Origin of the sequence: Lichenihabitans psoromatis (assembly GCF_004323635.1) — a bacterium.
GTDB classification, from domain to species: domain Bacteria; phylum Pseudomonadota; class Alphaproteobacteria; order Rhizobiales; family Beijerinckiaceae; genus Lichenihabitans; species Lichenihabitans psoromatis.
Genome location: NZ_CP036515.1, coordinates 3,438,394 through 3,459,837, shown reverse-complemented (window position 1 = coordinate 3,459,837; position 21,444 = coordinate 3,438,394). Strand labels below are relative to the sequence as shown.

Below are 21,444 nucleotides of genomic sequence, written 5' to 3'. Positions count from 1 at the left end.
CCGACGCCACACTCATTGCCCGGAGGCACCCGTGACGACCCAGCCGCATCTCCGCGTCGTCACCCACGGCGGTGCCCCGCCTCCCTTGCTGCCGCCCGATGTCGATCTCGGCGACATGCCCGAGGTCATGCTCAATATCCAGTGGCTCTGCGATAGCCGATTCTCCATCATTGCCTCGCCCGAGGAGTTCGGGGCGGCGGTTCGTCTGCATGCACGTTCGCAGCACGAGAAGCCGGCCGCCACCCTGCCGGAAAACGATGCAGAGCTCGCCTTCCTGGCAGGGTATGGGCGCGACGTGCGGGCTTGGCTTATGGTCAAGGCAGTCGCCATGGAGGGCTGGACGCTCTGCTCGGACGGGCGCTTCTATCGGCGCGACATGGCCGTCAAAGCACTGAGCACCTGGATCAAGCTCATTTCGAACCGCCGCAAACAGGCCAAGTCGAGCGCGGGGCGAAAAGGGGCAGAGTTCAACAGCGAGCCATACGACAGAGCCAACACATCTGCTTGCAATGCCCTCTACGCTCTCGATCCCCAAGCCAAGATCCTACGCAACCACATGAACGCCGACCCGGACCTTGCACCGGCACTCGCAGATCAGCGTGCCCCAGGCACTGCCTCAGACAATGACCCAGTGAGTCACAAAGGAAAGGAACCGAAAGGAACCGAAACCTCAGACTATATATCCTCAACCGGGCGCAGCCCGGTTGAGGCCGGATGTCCGGGTCAGGACAGCCGAAGCGGCAGCGCTGGATCTAGGCCCAGTCAGGATCGGACGCCCGTGCCGCCCTGGCCCGCGACAGCGTGGCAAGATTGGTGGGTGCTTTGGCCCAACAAAGTCGGCAAAGAGGACGCCATGCAGGTCTTTGCGGAGATGGCGCGTGACCCGCCCCTCCCCTTCGAGCAGATGATCGCCGCGGTCGTCCGATATGCCGATGGCAAGCCACCTGGCTATGCCTGGAAATACCCCGCGACGTGGCTCAACAAGCGATCGTGGACGGACGAGTGGCCCGACAAGGCGCCGCCGCGCGGACAAGCGCCGTCAGGATCGAAGTATCGCGGGAGCCGGCCATTTCAGCCGACGACTTATCGCGGGCGGCCGATGTGAGAGACTTAGCTGCTTCGGATGATGCGAAGTGCGGATGGCGTTCTCTCGAAGATAGGCGATGAACGGTAGATGACGAAATATCTACCTTTGCACGCCGGTCAAAATACAGATTGCAGGCCGAAAGATGTTGATGAGCGCCGGCCTGTCTCCCGGCCGGCGCTCCCTTCCTCAGTGTATAGGCAGGTTAGAAAACCGAGCGGACGGTCGGCTCGCGCGCCCAGACACGTCCCTTTTCGGCCTCTTGCAGAAAGGCGGCTCCGCTGTGAGCGTCGAGTGCAACGACGCCCGAATCCGGTTTGACGCCCGCCTTGTCCATCAACGTTTTAGCCCCGACCGAGTGGCCGATGACCTTGAGGTGCGCGAAGGCGTCATGCACGAAGGCCACAGCGGCGGACTCCTCGGCGAGCATCGCTGCACCCTCGACCGATAAGGCGAGGACAACAGTGTCGAACAGGACTGACGGGCCGCCCGCGAGCTGGAAATCAGCGTGGATGAGCCCACCGTCACTGCCCTTAGCGCCCCCAACCTTTGGGGCTATGACCTTCAATTGCGCTCCAATCTTCGTCGCGGCCTTTTCGATCGCGACCACCACCTTCGGATCCGTTCCGTCGGCCACGAGACAACCAATCAGACGTCCCTTGAGAGTCGGCTTGGCCTTGGCAAGGATGCTGAGCATCGGCGACGGCTTCAGGTCCTTGCGGACCGGGACCTGCGTCGGCGCCTTTTCGATCGGGCCTTCGTAGCCAAGTCCATTGGCGACTCGCTTGGCGATCGCTTCGTCGACATTCGCCAGCCGTCCCAAGAGCCGCAAGCGAACGGCCTCTGTTTGCACCTTGCTCAGCTCGAAGATAAAGGCGGAGATGATGTGGTTCTGCTCAGTCTCGGTCTGGCTGAAAAAGAACAGACGAGCCTGGCTGAAGTGGTCGGCGAAGGTGGATGAGCGTGTCCGCAGCTTGTCGCCCGCCTCTTTGGCCGGAAAGCTCTTGAACCCGAGCATTGGATCCTGCCGCTCGGTCGTGGTGTCGAGTGAACTCGGCGAGTATGACACACGGCCTTTCGGCGCCCCCATCTGCATATGACCGTCTCGCTGGAAGTTGCGGACAGGGCAGCGCGGTGCGTTGATCGGCAGCTGTGCGAAGTTCGGGCCGCCCAATCGCTTAATCTGCGTGTCGAGGTAGGATTGGTTCCGCCCCTGCAGAAGCGGGTCGTTGGTGAAGTCAATGCCGGGAACCACATGCGTCGTGCAAAAAGCGACTTGCTCGGTTTCGGCAAAGTAGTTGTCCGGGTTTCGGTCGAGTACCATACGCCCGATGACGCGCAGCGGGATGACCTCCTCCGGGATAAGCTTGGTCGCGTCCAGGACGTCGAAGTCAAAGCTCGTCGCAAAATCCTCGTCGAACAACTGCACGGCCAGTTCCCATTCCGGGAAGCTGCCAGTGTCGATGGCATTCCAAAGGTCGCGGCGATGGAAGTCGGGATCCCCACCACTGATCTTGAGGGCCTCGTCCCAGACAACCGACTGCATGCCGAGCTTCGGCCGCCAGTGGAACTTGACGTAGGTTGACTGACCCGCCTCGTTGACGAGCCGGAAGCTGTGGACGCCGAAGCCCTCCATCATGCGAAACGAGCGCGGGATCGCCCGATCGGACATGATCCACATCAGCATGTGCGTGCTCTCCGGCGAGAGCGATGCCCAATCCCAGAAGGTATCGTGGGCGGTTTGTGCTTGCGGGAAGCCGCGATCCGGCTCCTGCTTGGCAGCGTGGATCAGATCGGGGAACTTGATCGCGTCGTGGATGAAGAACACCGGTATGTTGTTGCCGACGAGATCCCAGTTGCCCTCTTGCGTGTAGAACTTAACCGCAAAGCCACGCACGTCGCGCGCGGTGTCGGCCGAGCCCATATTGCCACCAACTGTCGAGAAGCGGGTGAAGAGGGGCGTCTTGACGCCGACTTCGCCGAGGATCTTGGCCTTGCTGAATTCCGCCAGCGAGTCCGTCAACTCGAAGAAGCCGTGCGCCGCGGCTCCCCGGGCGTGGACGACGCGCTCCGGAATCCGTTCATGATTGAAGTGGTTCAGCTTCTCGATGAGGGCGAAGTCTTCGAGCAGGACAGGACCACGCTCCCCGATCTTCAACGAATTCTCATCATCGGCGATCACGCCACCCTGGTTGGTGGTCATAGGGGGATGCGTGCCATGTGCCGTTTGATGCAGCTCGCCACCGCTGCCGACAAGTTCCGAGATCGCTGTGGCAGATGCATGAGGTGTCTTGTGTTTTGCCATAGGAAAGCCTCGTGTGAGTATCTGGTCGATGCCGACTGAGCGCCGCGCGGTAAGCCACGGGATGCAACCGGTCGTTGAGTGCGCTGACGTCAAGCACATCGTCGGTTTGTAGGTCGCTTCAGATTTGCTCTGGTGAGTGCCGTCTTTACGTGTCAGCGGCTTCATGGTTCCGCGGTGATTGACTAGCGTTGGTTTCCGACGGAAGCGCTTGGCGCGAGGTCGACCCCACGATGGCGTCGTGGTCGTTTCTGCAAGGGGGTCCATCGGGATATTACCTGCGTCTTACGACGCGCCAGGCGCAATCCGACCCTGCTGAGAGCTGTGCGGTGAGGTCGCAGGTCGCCATCGGGACCTGAACACGCGCGTCTTGAGTTCGGGCTCCGGCACCACTGCCAAATCATCGAGGACCTCGATCGTGAACGTTAAATTTGTATGTGGCGTGGCAGCATTGACTGCAGTTCTGGCCTCCCCCGCATTGGCGCAGGGCGCAACTCCGGCCCCGGACTTTGCGATGAAGGCGTCGGTTGGAAATACCTTTGAAGTCGCCGAGTCAAAGCTCGCTCTCAAACAGGGCGCGAGCCCAAAGGTAAAAGCATTCGCCCGTAAGATGATCAAGGATCACGACATGGCGGAGAAGAAACTCCAGACCGCAGCAAAAGGGTCGGGCGCGACGGTCGCGATGTCGCTCGACGATCCGCACCAGGCTCTGGTGACGGCACTCCAAGCCAAGACCGGTGCGGATTTTGACAAGGCGTACGTGGCCGACCAGATCCAGGCGCATCAGGACACGGCTGCGCTCCTCGCGAGCTACAAGGATGCAGGGGACGACGCAAAGCTGAAGACCTGGGCCACAAAGACACTCCCGACTGTCAACATGCACCTGAAAATGGCGGAGGCCATGTCCAGCATGTGAGACTTGATGATCCGGAGCAGGCCATCGGGCAATGCTCCGGGTCCCCTGTGCACGGTCTGAGTCGCCTTGTTATGGATGAACTCTCTTCGAGGGATGGATAAAACTCAGCCTAGATCATCTGTGATTACCTCGTTACTTTATCGAGACGACACAATGTCGATCGTAGTTACAGAGCTTCGTTCCTGTTATGGTTCCTCGTGATCAATAGGATTGAACTGGCTTATATCTGGACGCAAGAGCGCGTCGAGGCTTGCCTCATTGCCGCTTTTACCGCTCTGCCGCTTATGCCGGTATTCGGAGTGTACGGAAAAACTTCAGAAATTACTGGCATCTCCACTCGACTTTCGGACGTGTCGAACTGGTCCGCCCTGCTCGAGCATGATCCGGACGGGCGTAAATACCTGTGGGCCTGGGCGCGGTGCCGCGCCACGCAAGCCTCGTTCGGCGAGCTTTGCCGTGACATGGCCTGGACGCGCCGAACGGCGGAATATGCGCGACGGCGAGCGGCGCGGACGCTCGCATCCATGCTCGCGGTCGATGATCGCTTAGCCCTTGACAGGTGCAACGATCGCCACGGACCACAGCAACAGGGGATTGCGCTGGAGCTTGGCACGGATGATGCGGTTGGAGGAGAAAGCGAAAGGGCGACGCGTGATGGACATCGAGGATGTTCTCCGCTGGGTCTATCGCGACGAGTTGCCGAAACGGCAGCGTGAGGGCGACGGTGGCGAGCCATGCGAAGTCTCGCCGATGTTCCGGATCTGCGATCTCGGTGTCCGCGTCGACGACTGGAGCCGTGAGCCCGGTCTGCCGGCCGCGCTCGGCGAGTGCCACCCCGACGCGCTGAAGGTCGAGGCGGCCGTCAATGCACTGGCGCGGTTCCACGATGAGCCGATCAGCGGCCCGCTCGATCTTGCGCCCGACTTCGTCACGACGGCCCAGGACGAGGCGCAGGCGATGCGCCGTGGCTTCGAGCGGATCGAGGTGACGATCGGGATCATGGCCCGGATGCCGGCGGCGCGATGCCGGCCCTTCTGGCAGTCCCGGCCGACCCAATCGCGGGTGACGCAGCCGAACGGCAAACCGGTGGTGCTGCGATGGGAAACGCAGTTCGTGCCGGTCTGGCCAGAGGGTGAGTTGGCACAAGACGTTCTGGTGCCGGTCGCGCCATCAGGGCAACATTATCCGCAAGGCGCCTACTGCCCGCTGAAATACGATCAAGAGCCGAAGAGCATCCTTGAGGAGCGGGCCGAATATCTCGCGTGGTGGGCGGGTTTGAACGCGCTGGCCGGTGATCTGTTCGAGGTGCTCGAGTCGATCGCGGTGCTGCCGCCCTCGGCGGCACAGAAGCCGTGGCTGGGCGAGACCGATGCCGGAAAACCGCCCCGCATCTTCGCCGATCTCAGTGCCCGGATGTACCGGAAGGACGATCGCGAGACGGCGGCGGCGCATCGTGCCCTCGGCATGCGTCGGCTGTCGCCGGCGCGGCGCGGCGCTCCGGCTGTGCCGCTGGCCATCCGACCGGCCAAGCGGGTGTCCGAGGCGTGGCTGGCGCGAGCGGTCCGCCCCGCGCACAGCGCTTGACTAGCGTCAGTGACTTGACATAGACAGAACGGGTACAGATCGCTCCGGGGCAAACGCCTGCGGGGCGATTTTCATATCGGGCCTATGGGTTCCGCGGCAGGAAGGTCGTCATGTGACCGATCTTGCCAGCGATTATGCGAGCCGTATCCTGGCCGCCTGCGACATGATCCGAGGGCTTGGCCCCGATCGCCGCGACCCGCACCGTTTTCACGAGCAGAAGGATGCCGCCTTGAGTGAACTCGAGAAGCTCGCGCGCGACGTCCAGCTCGATCAAGTGTTCGCCAAGCTGCCATCGCATCCCGAGTCCGAACGCGGCGCGGTGTCGATGCGGCCGCGCACCGTGACGGACCGCCAGGGCCGTGCGGTCATGGTCGAAGTCCGCCGCCCCAAGCGTATCGCCTCCCGATAACAGACGCCCGAACGGGCCAGCAACGACGCGGATGCAGGTAATCGCTCCCTGCCCCTCGGTGGAAAACTGGCGCGCTTGACGGTTCCGATCTTGGCCTGCGCCCGCAAGGGGTAAGCCGGGCCGATCCCGCCTGCGCGACCAGAGCCGGACCTCGCGTCCCGGCCCGCGTCCCCTCCTCACCCCCATCCCGGCTTCGACCGGATGTCCCGCTGGTGGCTGTCGCCGCCGGCTCGATCCCGCGCGTCTCGATCGCGCCAGCCGAAGGGCCTTGCATGCTCACAACTCGTCTCCGACGCCTCGCCGTCATCGTGATGGCCGCGTCCGGGCTCATCCAGCGCGATTTCGTTCGCCTGCCCGAGCGTCCTCGGTCGGCAGACCGTAAGAATCGCAAGACGATCTTTACCTATGCGCGCGACCAGGGCCGCAACCGCTACACCAGCGCGATGCTGCGCGAGATCCGCGCGACGGGGCAGGCGCGGGAATGCGCGCGCCGTCGCGGTCATGCTCTCGCGGCTGTGGCCTGATCCATGCGGCGCGTCTGGATGATCGAACACGCGTCGAGCCCGGCTTCAGCTCCCAAGCTGTTGGCCGAGGATCACGACGAGGTCCTGTTCTGGACCGTCGATGCTACCGACGCGCTGCGCTTCACCGACAAGCACCTGGCCGAGCGATTTGCCATGCACCGCATGACGGTCCCGGTCTGCATCGTCGACCGCCTCGAGGGCTGAGCCATGCTCCGGATGACCGATGACGCCGTCGCAGCTTTGCCCGACGAGCTCGGCTCTATCGTGCTGTGCGACCGCGAGCTCGAGGCGATCCGTGCTGCGGCCGTGCCCAGCGTCGCGCGATTCCGCGAGGTCAGAGCCAATCGGGCCGACTGGACGAAGGGCGCCATCGCCCGCTGGGGCCACACATCTCGGGGCGATGGTCCCGGTCGAAAAGCGTAGGAGACGCCGACATGGACGATATTGAAAAGAGGTCGGATCGCGACCTCGCGGACGAATACGGGGTCGTGAAGGCGCGCGCCAAGGTGGATGCCGAGCGCCTCAAGATCCTGACGGCGGAGTTCGTGCGGCGCGGCAAGAACTTCTACAAAGGCCTGCTTTTCGACGTGTCCAAGGTGCCCGGCGGTCGCCGCCAGCTCGACACCAAAGCGATCGCGGTCGAGATGGGCGACGCCTGGATCAACGCCCGCAAGACGTTCATGGGCTGGTTCGAGTGGTCGGTGATCCGCAAGCCGATCGATGAGGTCGAGCCCGAGCCGGCACCCAAGCCGGCGCCGAAGCCGACCCGATCAAAAGCCAAGGCGCGCGTGCTCGCCGACGCCTGACACCAGACAGGACGGACCGGCATGCAGCATCCCGCCCGCCGAACGGCCACGCAAATCGGCGACGTCTGGTCGCTCGGCAAGCATCGGCTGGTCTGCGGCGATGCGACCGACCCGGCGACCGTGGCGCTGGCGCTTGACGGCGCCGTGCCGCACCTGATGGTGACAGACCCGCCCTACGGTGTCGGTTACGATCCGGCCTGGCGTATCGCCCATGCAAAATCGGTCGGTACCGCCAGCCGCAGCTTCGCGATCGGCGCGGTGATGAACGACGGCATCGCCGACTGGCGCGCCGCCTGGGACCTGTTCCCCGGCTCGGCCGCCTATGTGTGGCACGGCGCGCTGCAGAGCGTGCATGTGCTGCAAAGCCTCGAGGCCAGCAAATTCGAGCCGCGCGCCCAGATCATCTGGGACAAGAAGCGGCCGATCTTCAGTCGCGGTCACTTCCACTGGCAGCACGAGCCATGCTGGTATGTGGTGCGCAAGCGCCGACCGGCGCATTGGCAGGGCGATCGCCGGCAACGCACGATCTGGCCTATTCCGCATGTCCGGTCTCAATCCGGCCATGCGACCGAGAAGCCGCTGCTGGCGATGCAGCGCCCCATCGAGAATAATTCAGCCCGAGGCGATGCCGTCTACGACCCGTTCGTCGGGTCCGGCACCACCATCGTGGCGGCCGAGATCACGGGTCGCGTGTGTCACGCGATCGAGCTCAACCCGGCCTATGTCGATATCGCGATTGCCCGCTGGGAGACGTTGACCGGCCTGCCGGCTGTCCGCCTCGGCGCTGCCTGATCCTCCGCCGCGAAAGGCGGGGGCCGAGGTGCGCAAACACCTCGAGCCGCGAGTTGTACCTCGCATGACCTGAGCCGGCCGACATTCGGCCATCCCGCCTGCCGCATGCGGCGGGACGCAAAAGAACCCACAACCATGCAAGGAATTGATAACGCCCCGGTCCGGCCGGTGGCGCAGCTCGGCGACGTCTGGTCGCTCGGCGCGCATCGGCTTGTCTGCGGAGACGCAACCGACCCGACCATCGTGGCGCTGGCGCTCGACGGCGCCGTGCCGCATCTGATGGTGACCGACCCGCCCTATGGCGTGAATTACGACCCGGCCTGGCGCGACAAGCTGACGGATCTGCTCGGCCGCTCGAAAGGCGGCGCGACAGGCAAGGTCATGAACGACGATAAGGCCGACTGGCGCGCCGCCTGGGCGCTGTTTCCCGGCGACGTCGCCTATGTCTGGCACGGCGGGTTGAGCGGCGATGTCGTCAAGGCCAGCCTCGAGGCCTGCCAGTTCCGGATGCGCTCTCAGATCATCTGGGACAAAGGCCGGCTGATCATCTCGCGCGGCCACTATCACTGGCGGCATGAGACAGCCTGGTATGCGGTCCGCAAGGGTCGCACCGGTCATTGGGCCGGCGATCGCAAACAGACCACGGTGTGGCTGATGCCGCATCGGCGCTCGGAGACCGGCCACGGCACGCAAAAGCCGCTGCTGGCGATGCAGCGGCCGATGGAGAACAACTCCCGCCCCGGCGACGCGGTCTACGACCCGTTCGTCGGATCCGGCACCACGATCATCGCGGCCGAAACGATCGGTCGGATCTGCCACGCGGTCGAGCTCGACCCGGTCTACGTCGACGTCGCCATCCGGCGCTGGGAAACGCTGACCGGCCAGACGGCCCGACGCATCAATTCAGGAGCGAGCCGTGAAGACGATCGAGTTCGAGAGGACGAAAACCAATGAGACCCGGCACACCGGTACGCTGACCGGCGACCAGGTCGTGCAGCTGCTCGGCGAGGAGTTGAAGCGGCAAGCGTCCATCCACTATGAGCCCGACGTGTCGGTCTCGATCGTGCCGAGTCTCAAGGAACAGGGCGATCCGCTCGGCGTCGAGTTCGAGCTTATCGTCAACCACGACTATCCAAGCGTCAAAGTTGTTGCCCACGAACGCGCTGGTTAAGCAGGCGAGGTCATCATGTCCAACCTGCCGGTCCCGATCGGCGGGAGGGACGTTGCCCACAGCACCGCCTTTACCGAGGCGGTGCGCTCGGCCGTCGATTATGCGCTCGCTGAGAAATCACCAGCGACGCGCCGCGCCTATGCGAGCGACTTCCGGCAGTTCACAGCATGGTGCACCGAGGTGGGCGCCGATCCCCTGCCCGCTTCGATCGCGACTGTCGCGGGCTATCTCGCGTCGCTCGCCGATGGCGGAATCAAAGCGTCGACCATCAACCGGCGCGCGGCGGCGATCGCCTATCACCATGTCCAGGCGCGCCATGAGCCGCCGACGTCGGCCGAGGCGATCAAGCAGTTGATGCGCGGCATTCGGCGCACCATCGGTACACGGGTGACCCAAAAGGCGCCGGCGACCGACAAGGTGATGAAGGCCATCAACAAGGTCATTCCGGACACGCTGATCGGCAAACGCGATCGCGCCCTGCTCGGCGTCGGCTTCGCGGCCGCGCTGCGGCGCTCCGAGATTGTTGCCTTGGACGTCAACGACCTCGAGCGCGTGCTCGAAGGCGTCATCGTCCATATTCGCACGTCCAAAACCGACCAGGAAGGATCCGGTCATGTCGTCGCGGTTCCGCGTGGTTCGAAGCTGGGTGCTGTCGCTGCGCTTGAGGCTTGGCTCGCCGCCGCCGCCATCATTGACGGCCCGGTGTTCCGATCGATCGCCAAAGGCGGTCATGTCTCGCCCCTGGCGCTGAGCGACCGCTCCGTCGCCGACATCATCAAGCGCTGGGTCGCGGTCGCCAAGTTCGACCCGACGCTGTTCTCGGGGCACTCGATGCGCGCCGGCTTCGCCACGAGTGCGCTCGCCAGTGGCGCGGATCCGTTCAAGGTGATGGACGTGACGCGGCACAAAGATGTGTCGACGCTGAAGATCTACGATCGACGCGCAAAGGCGTTCAAGGATCACGCCGGCAAGGGCTTCCTCTGAGCTTGCTACGAGAGCGGATTGCTTCTGATAATGAGCATTCCCGGAAGTAAAAGCCGCACATTCGTCGGCCTATCGATCAGACCGCGCGATCCACCTCGATCGAAATCTTTACTTGAAAGAGTGGATTGCCGCCCACGTCACGAACAACGACCCTAACTTGTTTTGTCAAATCGGAAGCGGTAATGCCCTGAACAACTTGAGGTAACAGCGTCGTTGCCACATTCAGGGCCATCCGATGATTGCCATCTGCGATACCGGACAGGTCCGTAGCATCATCGCCGTCTAGTAAGTCGAAGGTGTAGCGGGTCACATCTTTCTCCCAGTTTTCCAACCTCTCGATAGTCCTTGAAACCTGATCACTCCAGGAGGCGAGCCAATGACTTTGCGAACGGTCCCATCTCGCCTGAAGGCAGCCGATTTGTCTATAGCCAAGCTGCCGCCCAAGACGGCGGATCCTCGGTACCGGACGACGGACTGGAAAGTCCTGCGCCAAGTCATCTTCGCTCGCGACGGCCACCAATGCACGGCGCCCGGCTGCCTGGCCCGCGCCGTGGTGGTCGACCACATCGTCAGCCCGCGTAACGGCGGCTCGGACGAGGCTTCGAACCTCCGCTCCCTCTGCCGGGCGCATGACAACCAGGTCAAAGAGGGGCCGGACGGCACCCGCCGCGGCGGAGGCCGCTTCACCCGCTTCAACGCTTCATAGAAGCCCGCTGACTGGCCTTCGGTTCTTCTGGCCTCAGTCGCTTGTCCTGACCGTCCGACGCCCCTGCCCGGCCCTGTGCGGCAGGCGCTGGGGCCTGGCCGGGGGGTGGGGGGTTTCGATCCCGACCGGTTAAGGGGGGCTGGAACCGGACGTAGTCTCACGCGGAGATTTTTTTGCCCCTTTGAATAGCAAATAATTCAAACGGACGCGTCCCATCAATCACTTAGCCGCTTTCGGGCGGTTCGCATGGGAGCCCTCAATGACCAAGCCAACCGGCAAGGGGCGCGGCGGCGCTCGATCCGGAACCGGGCCGAAAACGAAGCCCGACCTCGGTCCGACCGAAGCCCCCGCGATCGAAGTCTTGTCGCCGCTGAAGGGCAGCGAAAGCGCCGAGGATCTCGCCAAGCACTACCAGGCGATCGCGATCCATACGCTGGCCCATATCGCCACCCAGGGTTTCAAGGAATCGTCGCGCGTCTCGGCCGCCAACGCGATCCTGGATCGCGCCCTCGGCAAGCCGAAGTCGGGCGCCAAGCCTGCGCCCGAACCGGGCGCGACGAGCAAGCCGGTCGATGACGGCGGATGGGGAGACCTGATCGGATGACGGATTGGGATCTGTCATGCCCCGATTGGGAAGATCGCCTCCGTAACGGAACGAGCCTGGTGCCGTTCCTCCCCGACCTGATCGTCGAGCAGGCCGATCGCGCCGTCCGGATCTTCGACAACCTGCGCATTCCGGATATCCCCGGCACGCCGCGGTTCGAGCAGGCGGCCGGCGACTGGTTCCGCGACATCGTGCGGGCCATGTTCGGCTCCTACGATCCGGTCACCAACGTGCGGTTCATCCGCGAGCTGTTCCTTCTCGTGCCCAAGAAGAACAGCAAGACCACCAACGGCTCCGGCATGATGCTGACGGCCCTGCTGCTCAACAAGCGGCCCAATGCCGAATTCCTGCTGGTCGCGCCGACCCAGGCCATCTCGCTGCTCGCCTTCGAGCAGCTGACCGGAACTCTCTAAAGCCGCCACAAATACATTTTTTTATCAATCTTAACAATAACTTGGGTCGCCTATGGTGGCCCTTTTTATGTTGCGAACTCAGCCCCGCTATGGGCCGAAAAAGCTGAACGAATTCAAGACTGCCCGAGAATACCCGGCAGTTTCACGCAACAACTGTGCAACAAGGAATTTATGATGAACGCAGAGGCCAATGCAGACCTGCTCTATGGCGTGCCCGCCATCGCGGCCTTTCTACAGATGCGAGACAAACAGGTTCGGCACCGAATCGAAGCTGAGATCATCCCGTCATTTCGGATCGGAGGGACCGTCTGCGCCCGGCGTTCAACCCTGATTGCTTGGATCGTCGATCAAGAGGCACTTGCCCGCCGGGCTGCAGCTTAAATGATGCCATCCATAAAACTGCGCTAGACTTACATCGTTGGCAGTCGCGACCTCAGCCGCGCGAGATCATGGCCAACGAACAACGTCGGGGCTATCTTACCGCCCGTTCCGCGATGTCAGCGGCGATCCTCTCGACATGTGTCACCATTGGGCCGTGAGCCACGCCCTTGTAGAGAAGGAACTCCGCCCCGGGTAGCAGCGCCGCAAGCGGTCTACCGCAGAGGGCCTCCGGGGCCGAGACGTCTTGGTCGCCCTGGATGATGGTGACCGGTTGGATGAGCCGCCGAAGCTCGCTTCGGAAATCGGCTGCTGCCATGGCACGGTAGTAGTCGACCAGAATACGCCGCGAGCAGCCCATCACCATGCCGGCCAGCCAGTCGATCGTCCTTTCCGGGGTATCCGGAGCAACAAACGGCCGGGCATTGTTGTCGATCCATGCCGGCAGGTCGTCGCCAATCTGTTGCGCTATGGCCTCGAGCAGCGCGGGGTCGATCCCCTCGGGGTTGTTCGGCGTGCGTGCCAGCGCCGGCAGGGTCGCCCCGACGAACACGATCCTGGCGATCCGAGTGTCACCATGGCGAGCGAGGTAGCGGACCACCTCGCCTCCGGCACCTGAATGCGCCACGACCGTGCAGGCGGCCAGATCAAGCGCCTTCATCACGTCGGCAAGGTCGTCGGCCAGGAGGTCATAGCTGATGATCCCTGGATCGCTCGATCGACCGTGCCCGCGCCGATCGAATGCGATCGCCCGCAGCTCCGCCTCGCATAGCCGCAGCATCACGGACGCCCACAGGTCGGAGGTCATGCCCCAACCCGCGAGCAGCAGAACCGGCGGGCCACTGCCCCAGTCGCGGACGAAGAGGTCCACACCGGATCGGGTACGAACGATGTTTCGCTCATTCATGAGACGCGTTCCCATCCAGGAAGCCGGTGACCTCGATGAAGCGGCCTGCCTCGTCGAGCCTTGCCACGTCAGTGCCGCCTGCAACGGGCGCGCCGCCGTTTGGAGCAAGCGACCAAGCAAAGCGCAAGAAAGGGCCGTGGCCGTCGGGCTTACCTCGCAATGTAAAACGATGACCAGGAAAGGACGCGCGGGCGTCCTCGATCATGGCCGCGATCCCGTCATGACCATGCCCCTCCATCAACGGATCGGCATACCGGCCGTCCGCAATCCAGCCGACCGCCACGAGGGCGCGTCGACGGTTAAGATCGGGCTCGTTCCACATCGCGAGGTAGCGTTCCGCGATCGCCTGATAATTATGCATGATGACCTCCTGTCAACGTGGTTTGACGACTGACAGGATCGATGCTGTCCAACCCTTGGTCCATTACCTCGAAGGTCATGGAGAACCGCTGGAGCTGGGCTATCGTGTCGACATGAGCCATCTTGCGTCCCCCTCCTCCGCCGGTGTCGGCGCTCTTCTCCGGGAATGGCGGCGGCGCCGCCGGCTGAGCCAGCTCGATCTTGCGGGCGAGGCGGAGATCTCCACCCGTCACCTGAGTTTTGTGGAGACCGGTCGCGCCGTACCGAGTCGCGGCGTGCTGATCCGCCTAGCCGAACGGCTGGACGTCCCACTCCGGACCCGCAACCAGATGCTGCACGCCGCCGGCTTCGCTGCGCTCTATCCCGAGCGATCGCTGACGGCGCCCGACATGGCCGTGGCGCGACGGACCGTCGATGCGATCCTGACCGCCAATGCGCCGTTTCCGGCGCTGGCCGTCGACCGACATTGGACGCTTGTCGCAAGCAATGCTGCCATGTCCGGGCTCTTGGTCGGAGTGGATGCCATGTTGCTCGCTCCTCCCGTCAACGTCCTGCGGCTCAGCCTCCATCCCAAAGGCCTAGCCCCGCGCATCGACAATCTCGGCGAGTGGCGAATGCACTTGCTCCTTCGATTGCAGCAGCAGATCGACCGCAGCGGCGATGCCGTCTTGGTGGCGCTCCTCGCGGAACTGTCCAACTTTCCGTCCCGCGCCAGTGCAGCGCCGCCGCACGACTTAGCCGGCCTTGCGGTTCCTCTGCGACTGCGTCTTCCCGGTCTCGCCGCACCTCTGTCGATGATCAGCACCACCACGGTGTTCGGTTCGCCCGCGGACGTGACCCTTTCCGAAATCGCGCTCGAATGTTTCTACCCTGCCGACGAGGCAACCCGCGCCGCTCTGCTGCGCGGCGTTTAGTATGCAGGCATCGGGAGCTTCGCCCGGCCGTGATCGACTTGATCTACTTCGCTCGCGCTGGCGTCGAACGCCCCAGCACCCAGCAAACGGCTGCAGTTCGATGCGGCGGTACGCGTCTTTGGTGCCAGGCGCCGCGACCAAGATCAGCGTCGTCTCCTTACCTGACGCTTTGTGAGTCTCGGCTATGAGATGCCTGACGATCCCTGCCTTTGAAACAGCTCCGCGACGGCCAGGTCCGAAAGTGACCCTAAGCGGACTTCCGCGTCGACGATTTGAATGTCTGCTGGGCACCAGGAAGCTGAAGTTTTATATGCAATCACAAATGTCAGCGCATGTCTTGAGGGTGGCGGCGCTTCGGCTTTCACGATGTCGTATGTGAATGCGCCGCCGCTTAGTTTGAGCAGCGGTCATTTCCGACGCTTGGGCGGCCTAGGCTGACGTGCGGGTCTCTCTCTTGAGGCCTTGATCCTTCCCGTTCCAAACGATGTTAAGGCGGTTCGAAGCGATGGCGCTGTGCACCTGCATGTCCAAGCCCGGAGAGCGGCCCCTTTGCCTCGATGCCTGTTCGTCATGTCGATGCCGAATGTCCGATTCGGCAGGGCCCCGTTGGACGTAGCGATCTCGAAGCCGATGAATCTGACGTATTGGGCAAAGGAGAACACGTTCAACCCCGTCGAGGCGGCCGCCAAACAGAGAGGCATGTTGCCCGTGAAGTAGACACGTTCCGCACGGTCCCGTCTCGCCTTGGCGCTCTCCCTCACGATGGCCAGCGCGGGCTCAACGTCGCCGTTCTGCATCGTGAACTGCCGTAGCTATTCGACGCTTGGAAATCGCTTCTCGAAGTATTGCAGCACGGTATGCAGTACATGCAGGTACTTGCTCTTGATGTCCTTGACGGTCCAGGTCGTCGCGCGGCCGAGCATCCCCGGAACCAGGAAGGTCCCACCGACGCCGAGCCCGATTACCTTCTTCGCCCGATCGGACTAGGGAGGGACCACATCGAGGCCGAGGAAAGACGCCCCCCTCGTGGATGATGAAACTGTCTGTGCGGCCGGACGCCTCAGAAAATCGAGACCCGGCATCCCGGCCCGGCCTGCGCCTGGTGGGGATGATAGCGTGCGACGGGTCCCTAAAGACGAGTCCAACGTAGCCCAAGAACATCTGCGGCCTGTCTGGGAAGGAGCGTAGCAGGCCGTACGCCAAGTCCAAGGCGCGCCGCAAATGGCCGGCTTCCCGGAGTTCGTGGGCCCAATGCATACGATACGACGCGGGACCGACGTAGGCATTCTCGTCGACGGCAACCACGCTTTGGACCGCTTCCTCGGCGCTGTTCGTGCGCCGGTCCGTCTGCGCCAGCAGCAGGTGCAGAGCGGGTCTTCGGGCGTTGCACGCACCGGGCGCCGCAGGATGGTTTCGGCCTTGAGATACCGCCTGGCGTTGGTCAGGACGCAAGCATGCGCGCGCGATCGGTGGGACGACGCGGGTCGATGCCGAAAGCCTTTCGAAGAAGCGGGCACTGCGGCTTCGGGGCGGCGTATCCGAAGCATGGGGCGTCCGCCAACCATTGCAGTTCTTCGGTCACGGCGCCCGTGTCGACGAAGTCGTCGAGCGCCCGGATGACGACGACGTGGTCGTTCGTTCCGTAAGCATAGGCCGCGATCGTGATGCGCGCGGGAAGGTGCATGGCGGGTCCGATCAGGCCGACCGCATCCTTGCAGGCCCTGTCGGACAGGTCCTCGAAACCTCGTTTGCGGCCAGCTTGGCGATCACGATCAGCGACCCGGGTTCCGAGGCGGCGGCCACGCGCAGCGCCTCGATCGCGGCCTTGTCCGCAGGATCTTCGCTCCGCCGGAACGGATCCAACATGACCATGATGTTCGCGAAGGGACGCTCCGGCTCCGGGATGTCGCAGCGCGAGAACAGCGCGGCGGCGATTTCTCAGTCGCCCTTGTTGACGGCCAACAGTCCTTTGAGAAATCCGCCCGATCCAGTGTCGGACAATTTGGCGAGAACTTTGCCTGCCGCCTCTCCCTCGCCGAAGGCGAGCGCTACTTGCACCGCGATTGTCCAGCGTCAGCAGCAATGGCACAGATTTGAGGTTGTGAACTGAGGAGAATTTGAGTCTGGTCGTAGTGACGAAGGAACGAAGATGAGCCAAGTCCTCAATCGCCAAGAAGCCTGCCGAGCGGGTGGTGAAGGATATCCGGCGGGCGGGCGTCAAAGCTGCCTTCGCAGCGTCAGCGGGTTCCGGCAGCAACCGTGCCTGGACCTGCCTTCCGCTCGGAATAGCGGCCGGTGAACCGCGCTACGTGCAGCCGCAGCAGCACCGTCCTCTTTTCGAATTGATCGGTCGCTCATTCGTGGTGAAGGACGGCTTTATAGCCGTGGCCGGTGCGGGCACCTACGCCTTACCGGACGGCGAGCCTGTTCAGATAAACCGAGTCACCTCTAACGTCACGTAGCACCACGCCCGCAAAACCGCAGGGCGGCCCTCGGCCATCGACGCACGCACCACACGCCATCCCGGCTACGCGGTGAGACAGCGCATCCGCAAGTGGATCGAGGAGGGGTTCGGCTGGGGCAACTAGTTCGGACTGCTGCGCCGCATCCGGGCATGGGGCCGGGAGCGCGTCGACATGGCTTTTGCCTTCTCGGCCGCAGCCTGCAACCTCCTTCGCCTGCCAAAGCTGCTCGTTAAACGGAGGTAGCGTGAGATGGCGGCGCAGGGGCCGCTCGCCCACAGCAACGGGGCTGGCGCCCGTCGCAGAAAGCGCATCGCAGACAGCGAAAAATCCCGACTCCCCCGCGTTTCCCGGTGCATCAGCAGAAAATAATGCGCGATGAAGCTGAAAGGCTGAACGTCGATCTTTTTTCAGCGCCCTGCGAGTGAATTGCAGGGCCTGTGCTGACGTCTCGACGCGATCAAAGCTTAAATGGGGTGCCCAAGGCACTTCGATACCAGTGCATCTACTCTTGCCGTCCTACGCGCTACGCTGGAGCTTCGACTTGCAAGAAAGTATCAGAATCATGGTGCAATTTTGGTAGCCTGCTTTCTGAGCAGAGCCTAGGATCGTGAATAGAGTTGGCAAAAGCCAGCCGATCCGGCGCCTAAAGCGCCCCCTGGGAGAGAAACAATGAGCAATCATTCCGACTTGAGCGACTGACAGGCTTCCGCGTTCGACAGCGTTGCCCTGGTGCGCGATCTCTCACGCGACAGCTCGAGCTTGACCGACCTTCACGCGTGCCAAGCCGGTTTGCTCAATTCATGCGGGAGGATGACGTTACATTCTCGACCTCGCTGACTGTTTTTTTTAATCGATATGGAGAATAGCCCCCATGAATACGGTCTCTTGGAAATTCAGTGGTGTCGCGGCCATAGCGGGTTGCCTGCTCGGCGGCACCGCAACCTTGGCCGCACCCGTCACCGACGCAAAAGTTGCGTTCCTCATGCCAGATCAGGGCTCGACGCGCTACGAGCAGCACGACCATCCCGGCTTCGTGGCCGAGATGAAGAAGCAGTGCCCCACCTGCAGCGTGCTGTATCAAAACGCAGACGGTGACGCCTCGCGCCAGCAGCAGCAGTTCAACTCGGTGATCTCGCAGGGTGTCAAAGCCATCGTGATCGATCCCGTGGACTCGACCGCTGCCGCCTCCCTGGTGAAGCAGGCTCAGGCCAAGGGCATCAAGATCATCGCCTACGATCGGCCGATCCCGTCCGCCAAAGCAGACTATTACGTGTCGTTCAACAACCAGGCCATCGGCAAGGCGATCGCGCAATCGCTGGTCGAGCAGCTTAAAGCCATGAAGGTCCCGACCGCCGATGTCGGTCTGCTCGAAGTCAACGGCTCTCCCACCGATGCGGCCGCGGGCCTCATCAAGAAGGGCATTCACGAGGGGCTCGAAGGCAGCGGCTACGCGACGCTCGCCGAATACGATACGCCCGAGTGGGTGCCGGCCAAGGCCCAACAGTGGGTCAGCGGCCAGATCTCGCGCTTCGGCAAGAAGATCGTCGGCGTCGTGGCCGCCAATGACGGCACGGGCGGCGGCTCGATCGCGGCCTTCAAGGCGGCCGGCGTGAACCCGGTGCCGCCCGTCACCGGAAACGACGCCACCATCGCGGGCCTACAACTCATCATCGCGGGCGACCAGTACAACACCATCTCCAAGCCGAGCGAGATCGTGGCGGGCGCAGCGGCCGATATCGTGATCGCGCTGCTGTCCGGTGAAGCCCCCAAGGCCGAGACGATGCTCTTCGACACACCCTCTAAATTGTTCACGCCCGCGGTCGTGACGGCCCAGAACCTCAAGGCCGAGATCCTCGACAAGATGATCGAGGGTAAGCCGATCCAGACCGCGGCGGAACTCTGCACCGGCCGCTACGCGGACGGCTGCAAGACGCTCGGCATCGCGCCCTGACGCTTTGACCTGACACGCTTCATCGTCGCCCGGCCGACAAGGCCCGACCGAGCGGCGCATCTCCCCCACCCGTCGCAAGAGGATGCTCCCTGGATGACCGATCGACCGTCGCCTCCGGACCGACATGGGGAGGTTGTCCTCAGCCTTCGCAGCGTCTCGAAGAACTTCGGCGCCGTCTCGGCCCTGACCGACATCGATCTCGATGTCCGGGCCGGCGAGGTGGTGGCGCTGGTCGGTGACAACGGCGCTGGCAAATCGACCCTGGTCAAGATCCTGGCGGGCGTGTTCCAGCCGACCGCTGGCGCCATTGCGTTTCGCGGCAAGCCCGTGTCGCTGGATGGCCCGAGCGCGTCGCTGGCGCTCGGCATCGCGACCGTGTTCCAGGATCTTGCGCTGTGCGAGAACCTCGATGTCGTGGCCAACATCTTCCTGGGCAAGGAACTCAGCCCCCTGCGGCTCGATGAGGTCACCATGGAAGTCAGGGCCTGGACGCTGCTGAAGGAGCTGTCGGCCCGAATTCCGAGTGTGCGCGAACCCGTGGCCTCGCTGTCCGGCGGCCAGCGCCAGACGGTCGCGATCGCGCGCTCGCTGCTGCTCGATCCCAAACTCATCCTGCTCGACGAGCCGACCGCCGCGCTCGGCGTCGCCCAGACCGCCGAGGTGCTGAACCTGATTGAGCGGGTGCGCGACCGGGGCCTCGGGGTGGTGATGATCAGCCACAACATGGAGGACGTGCGCGCCGTCGCGGACCGCATCGTGGTGCTGCGGCTCGGCCGTAACAACGGGGTGTTCACCCCCGATTCCTCGAACCAGGACTTGATCAGCGCCATAACGGGCGCCAGCGATAATTCGGTGTCGCGCCGGTCCCATCGCCTTCAGGCAGAACACGACAGCGCGCAGGGAGAGCGGCCATGAGCACCGAGACACAGAACGCCGCGGCCCCGCCGCCGCGGCTCGATCGCAGCGACGAGCGCGTCAGGCACGGCCAGGGCGTCGGCGGCGCGGTCCAGGCCTTCATCGACCGAGTGCGGTCGGGCGATCTCGGCTCGCTCCCGGTCATCGTCGGGCTGGCCATCATCTGGACCGTGTTCCAGAGCCTCAACAGCGTCTTCCTGTCGAGCAACAACCTTGTCAATCTCGTCTACGATTCCTCCACCGTGGGCGTCATCTCGCTCGGCATCGTGTTGATCCTGATGGTCGGCGAGATCGATCTGTCGGTCGGGTCGGTCAGCGGTTTCGCGTCAGCCATGGTGGGCGTACTCTGGGTTAACCAGGGCTGGCCCGTGGGGCTCGCGATTCTGGGCGCCGTGGTGGTCGGGGGCCTGTTCGGCTTCCTCTACGCGTTCCTGTTCAACCGCTTCGGCATGCCGAGCTTCGTCTCGACACTGTCCGGGCTGCTCGCGATCCTCGGGCTGCAGCTTTACATTCTGGGCGCCAGCGGATCGATCAATCTGCCCTACGAGTCGGGCCTGGTCGATTTCGGCCAGTCTCTCTTCATGCCGCACATCGTGGCCTACGCGATTGCGGCGCTGCCCGGCGTGTTCGGTCTTGTGACGGGCTTGAGCACCGCCACCCGACGGCGCGCCGCCGGGCTGACCGCTGGCTCCTTCGGGGGCCTCCTGGTGCGCGTGATCTTGATCACGGCCGTGCTCGAAGCGGTTGTGTCCTATCTCAACACCGATCGCGGCGTGCCGTGGATGTTCGGGCTCTTCGTCGGTCTCGTGGTGGCGGCCGATTACGCGCTCACCCGCACCCAGTGGGGCCGCTCCGTCACGGCGGTGGGCGGCAACCGGGAGGCCGCGCGCCGCTCCGGCATCAACGTCCGCTTTATTTATACGAGCGCGTTCATGCTGTGCTCTATGCTGGCGGCGCTCGGCGGGGTCCTCTCGTCGGCGCGGCTCGCCTCGGCAAGCCAGCAGGCCGGCACCGGCGACGTCAACCTCGACGCCATCGCGGCGGCCGTGATCGGCGGCACCAGCCTTTTCGGCGGTCGCGGCAGCGCCTATTCGGCCCTGGTCGGCATCATCGTGATCCAGTCGATCTCGAGCGGGCTGACGCTGCTCGATCTGTCGTCCTCGCTCCGTTACATGATCACCGGCGGCGTGCTGGCCGTCGCGGTCATCGTCGATAGCCTGGCGCGCCGGTCCCGCGCCTCGCACGGCCGCGCCTGAACG

General features: G+C 63.6%; 25 protein-coding genes and 1 pseudogene. 21 read left to right on the top strand and 5 right to left on the bottom strand.

Annotation, left to right across the window (positions count from 1 at the left end):
- Nucleotides 1-31: 31 nt before the first annotated feature.
- Nucleotides 32-1,105, top strand: a complete 1,074-nt coding sequence (locus EY713_RS16140; protein WP_131116662.1) for a hypothetical protein — start codon at nt 32-34, stop codon at nt 1,103-1,105.
- A gap of 184 nt (nt 1,106-1,289) precedes the next feature.
- On the opposite strand, the gene EY713_RS16135 is transcribed toward EY713_RS16140, so the two are convergent.
- Nucleotides 1,290-3,389 (bottom strand): catalase, encoded by a 2,100-nt coding sequence (locus EY713_RS16135; RefSeq protein ID WP_131116658.1) that lies wholly within the window; start codon nt 3,387-3,389, stop codon nt 1,290-1,292.
- A gap of 367 nt (nt 3,390-3,756) precedes the next feature.
- Here EY713_RS16135 and EY713_RS16130 point away from each other — a divergent pair, with 367 nt between their 5' ends.
- From EY713_RS16130 to EY713_RS16080, 11 genes are all read left to right on the top strand, one after another.
- Nucleotides 3,757-4,302 carry a DUF4142 domain-containing protein gene (locus EY713_RS16130; protein ID WP_131116657.1) on the top strand — a complete coding sequence of 182 codons (546 nt, stop codon included), beginning with the start codon at nt 3,757-3,759 and terminating at the stop codon, nt 4,300-4,302.
- A gap of 615 nt (nt 4,303-4,917) precedes the next feature.
- Nucleotides 4,918-5,886, top strand: coding sequence for a hypothetical protein (locus EY713_RS16125; RefSeq protein WP_131116655.1), 969 nt, complete (start codon nt 4,918-4,920; stop codon nt 5,884-5,886).
- A 112-nt stretch (nt 5,887-5,998) separates the two neighbouring features.
- Nucleotides 5,999-6,295: a hypothetical protein gene (locus EY713_RS16120; protein WP_131116653.1), complete on the top strand. Its 297-nt coding sequence runs from the start codon at nt 5,999-6,001 to the stop codon at nt 6,293-6,295.
- A gap of 212 nt (nt 6,296-6,507) precedes the next feature.
- The gene (locus tag EY713_RS16115; protein WP_131116651.1) at nt 6,508-6,819 is read left to right on the top strand and encodes a hypothetical protein; all 312 of its coding nucleotides are present in this window, start codon (nt 6,508-6,510) and stop codon (nt 6,817-6,819) included.
- Nucleotides 6,820-6,822: 3 nt separating this feature from the next.
- Nucleotides 6,823-7,023, top strand: coding sequence for a hypothetical protein (locus EY713_RS16110; RefSeq protein WP_131116649.1), 201 nt, complete (start codon nt 6,823-6,825; stop codon nt 7,021-7,023).
- Nucleotides 7,024-7,026: 3 nt separating this feature from the next.
- Entirely contained in the window at nt 7,027-7,242 is a 216-nt protein-coding gene (locus tag EY713_RS16105; protein WP_131116646.1) for a hypothetical protein, read from the top strand.
- Nucleotides 7,243-7,307: 65 nt separating this feature from the next.
- Nucleotides 7,308-7,625, top strand: a complete 318-nt coding sequence (locus EY713_RS16100; protein WP_131116643.1) for a hypothetical protein — start codon at nt 7,308-7,310, stop codon at nt 7,623-7,625.
- A 21-nt stretch (nt 7,626-7,646) separates the two neighbouring features.
- The gene (locus EY713_RS16095; protein ID WP_131116641.1) at nt 7,647-8,417 is read left to right on the top strand and encodes a DNA-methyltransferase; all 771 of its coding nucleotides are present in this window, start codon (nt 7,647-7,649) and stop codon (nt 8,415-8,417) included.
- 135 nt (nt 8,418-8,552) lie between these two features.
- Entirely contained in the window at nt 8,553-9,371 is an 819-nt protein-coding gene (locus EY713_RS16090; protein WP_245572753.1) for a DNA-methyltransferase, read from the top strand.
- Nucleotides 9,334-9,588, top strand: coding sequence for a hypothetical protein (locus EY713_RS16085; protein WP_131116635.1), 255 nt, complete (start codon nt 9,334-9,336; stop codon nt 9,586-9,588). Before EY713_RS16090 ends, EY713_RS16085 begins: the two co-directional genes overlap by 38 nt.
- Before the next feature lie 15 nt (nt 9,589-9,603).
- Nucleotides 9,604-10,572: a site-specific integrase gene (locus EY713_RS16080; protein ID WP_131116632.1), complete on the top strand. Its 969-nt coding sequence runs from the start codon at nt 9,604-9,606 to the stop codon at nt 10,570-10,572.
- Between the two features lie 76 nt (nt 10,573-10,648).
- Here EY713_RS16080 and EY713_RS16075 read toward each other — a convergent pair whose 3' ends face one another.
- Nucleotides 10,649-10,882, bottom strand: coding sequence for a DUF6894 family protein (locus tag EY713_RS16075; protein ID WP_131116629.1), 234 nt, complete (start codon nt 10,880-10,882; stop codon nt 10,649-10,651).
- Nucleotides 10,883-10,948: 66 nt separating this feature from the next.
- On the opposite strand from EY713_RS16075, the gene EY713_RS16070 reads away from it, so the two are divergent.
- From EY713_RS16070 to EY713_RS16060, 3 genes are all read left to right on the top strand, one after another.
- Entirely contained in the window at nt 10,949-11,278 is a 330-nt protein-coding gene (locus EY713_RS16070; RefSeq protein WP_131116625.1) for an HNH endonuclease, read from the top strand.
- 259 nt (nt 11,279-11,537) lie between these two features.
- Entirely contained in the window at nt 11,538-11,882 is a 345-nt protein-coding gene (locus tag EY713_RS16065; protein WP_131116622.1) for a hypothetical protein, read from the top strand.
- Nucleotides 11,879-12,295 carry a terminase large subunit domain-containing protein gene (locus EY713_RS16060; RefSeq protein WP_131116619.1) on the top strand — a complete coding sequence of 139 codons (417 nt, stop codon included), beginning with the start codon at nt 11,879-11,881 and terminating at the stop codon, nt 12,293-12,295. The genes EY713_RS16065 and EY713_RS16060 overlap by 4 nt, the downstream gene beginning before the upstream one ends.
- Nucleotides 12,296-12,767: 472 nt before the next feature.
- Here the strand turns inward: EY713_RS16060 and EY713_RS16050 are convergent, their stop codons facing one another.
- Both EY713_RS16050 and EY713_RS16045 read right to left on the bottom strand, forming a co-directional pair.
- Entirely contained in the window at nt 12,768-13,580 is an 813-nt protein-coding gene (locus EY713_RS16050; RefSeq protein WP_165491161.1) for an alpha/beta fold hydrolase, read from the bottom strand.
- The gene (locus EY713_RS16045) at nt 13,573-13,941 is read right to left on the bottom strand and encodes a nuclear transport factor 2 family protein (protein WP_131116611.1); all 369 of its coding nucleotides are present in this window, start codon (nt 13,939-13,941) and stop codon (nt 13,573-13,575) included. The genes EY713_RS16050 and EY713_RS16045 overlap by 8 nt, the downstream gene beginning before the upstream one ends.
- A gap of 112 nt (nt 13,942-14,053) precedes the next feature.
- Here EY713_RS16045 and EY713_RS16040 point away from each other — a divergent pair, with 112 nt between their 5' ends.
- On the top strand, nt 14,054-14,854 hold the full coding sequence (locus tag EY713_RS16040) for a helix-turn-helix domain-containing protein (RefSeq protein WP_131116608.1): 801 nt from the start codon (nt 14,054-14,056) through the stop codon (nt 14,852-14,854).
- A gap of 1,441 nt (nt 14,855-16,295) precedes the next feature.
- On the opposite strand, the gene EY713_RS16035 is transcribed toward EY713_RS16040, so the two are convergent.
- The gene (locus EY713_RS16035; RefSeq protein WP_131116605.1) at nt 16,296-16,538 is read right to left on the bottom strand and encodes a hypothetical protein; all 243 of its coding nucleotides are present in this window, start codon (nt 16,536-16,538) and stop codon (nt 16,296-16,298) included.
- Nucleotides 16,539-16,718: 180 nt separating this feature from the next.
- Here EY713_RS16035 and EY713_RS16030 point away from each other — a divergent pair, with 180 nt between their 5' ends.
- The 5 genes and pseudogenes from EY713_RS16030 to EY713_RS16005 all read left to right on the top strand — a co-directional run bounded on the left by EY713_RS16030 (nt 16,719) and on the right by EY713_RS16005 (nt 21,441).
- Entirely contained in the window at nt 16,719-16,964 is a 246-nt protein-coding gene (locus EY713_RS16030) for a hypothetical protein (RefSeq protein ID WP_131116602.1), read from the top strand.
- A gap of 352 nt (nt 16,965-17,316) precedes the next feature.
- A pseudogene (locus EY713_RS23225) lies at nt 17,317-17,562 on the top strand (IS5/IS1182 family transposase); the annotation flags it as partial.
- A 628-nt stretch (nt 17,563-18,190) separates the two neighbouring features.
- The gene (locus EY713_RS16015; protein WP_131116599.1) at nt 18,191-19,270 is read left to right on the top strand and encodes an ABC transporter substrate-binding protein; all 1,080 of its coding nucleotides are present in this window, start codon (nt 18,191-18,193) and stop codon (nt 19,268-19,270) included.
- Between the two features lie 93 nt (nt 19,271-19,363).
- Nucleotides 19,364-20,185, top strand: coding sequence for an ATP-binding cassette domain-containing protein (locus EY713_RS16010; protein ID WP_131116597.1), 822 nt, complete (start codon nt 19,364-19,366; stop codon nt 20,183-20,185).
- Nucleotides 20,182-21,441: a sugar ABC transporter permease gene (locus EY713_RS16005; protein ID WP_131116594.1), complete on the top strand. Its 1,260-nt coding sequence runs from the start codon at nt 20,182-20,184 to the stop codon at nt 21,439-21,441. The genes EY713_RS16010 and EY713_RS16005 overlap by 4 nt, the downstream gene beginning before the upstream one ends.
- Nucleotides 21,442-21,444 lie beyond the last annotated feature (3 nt).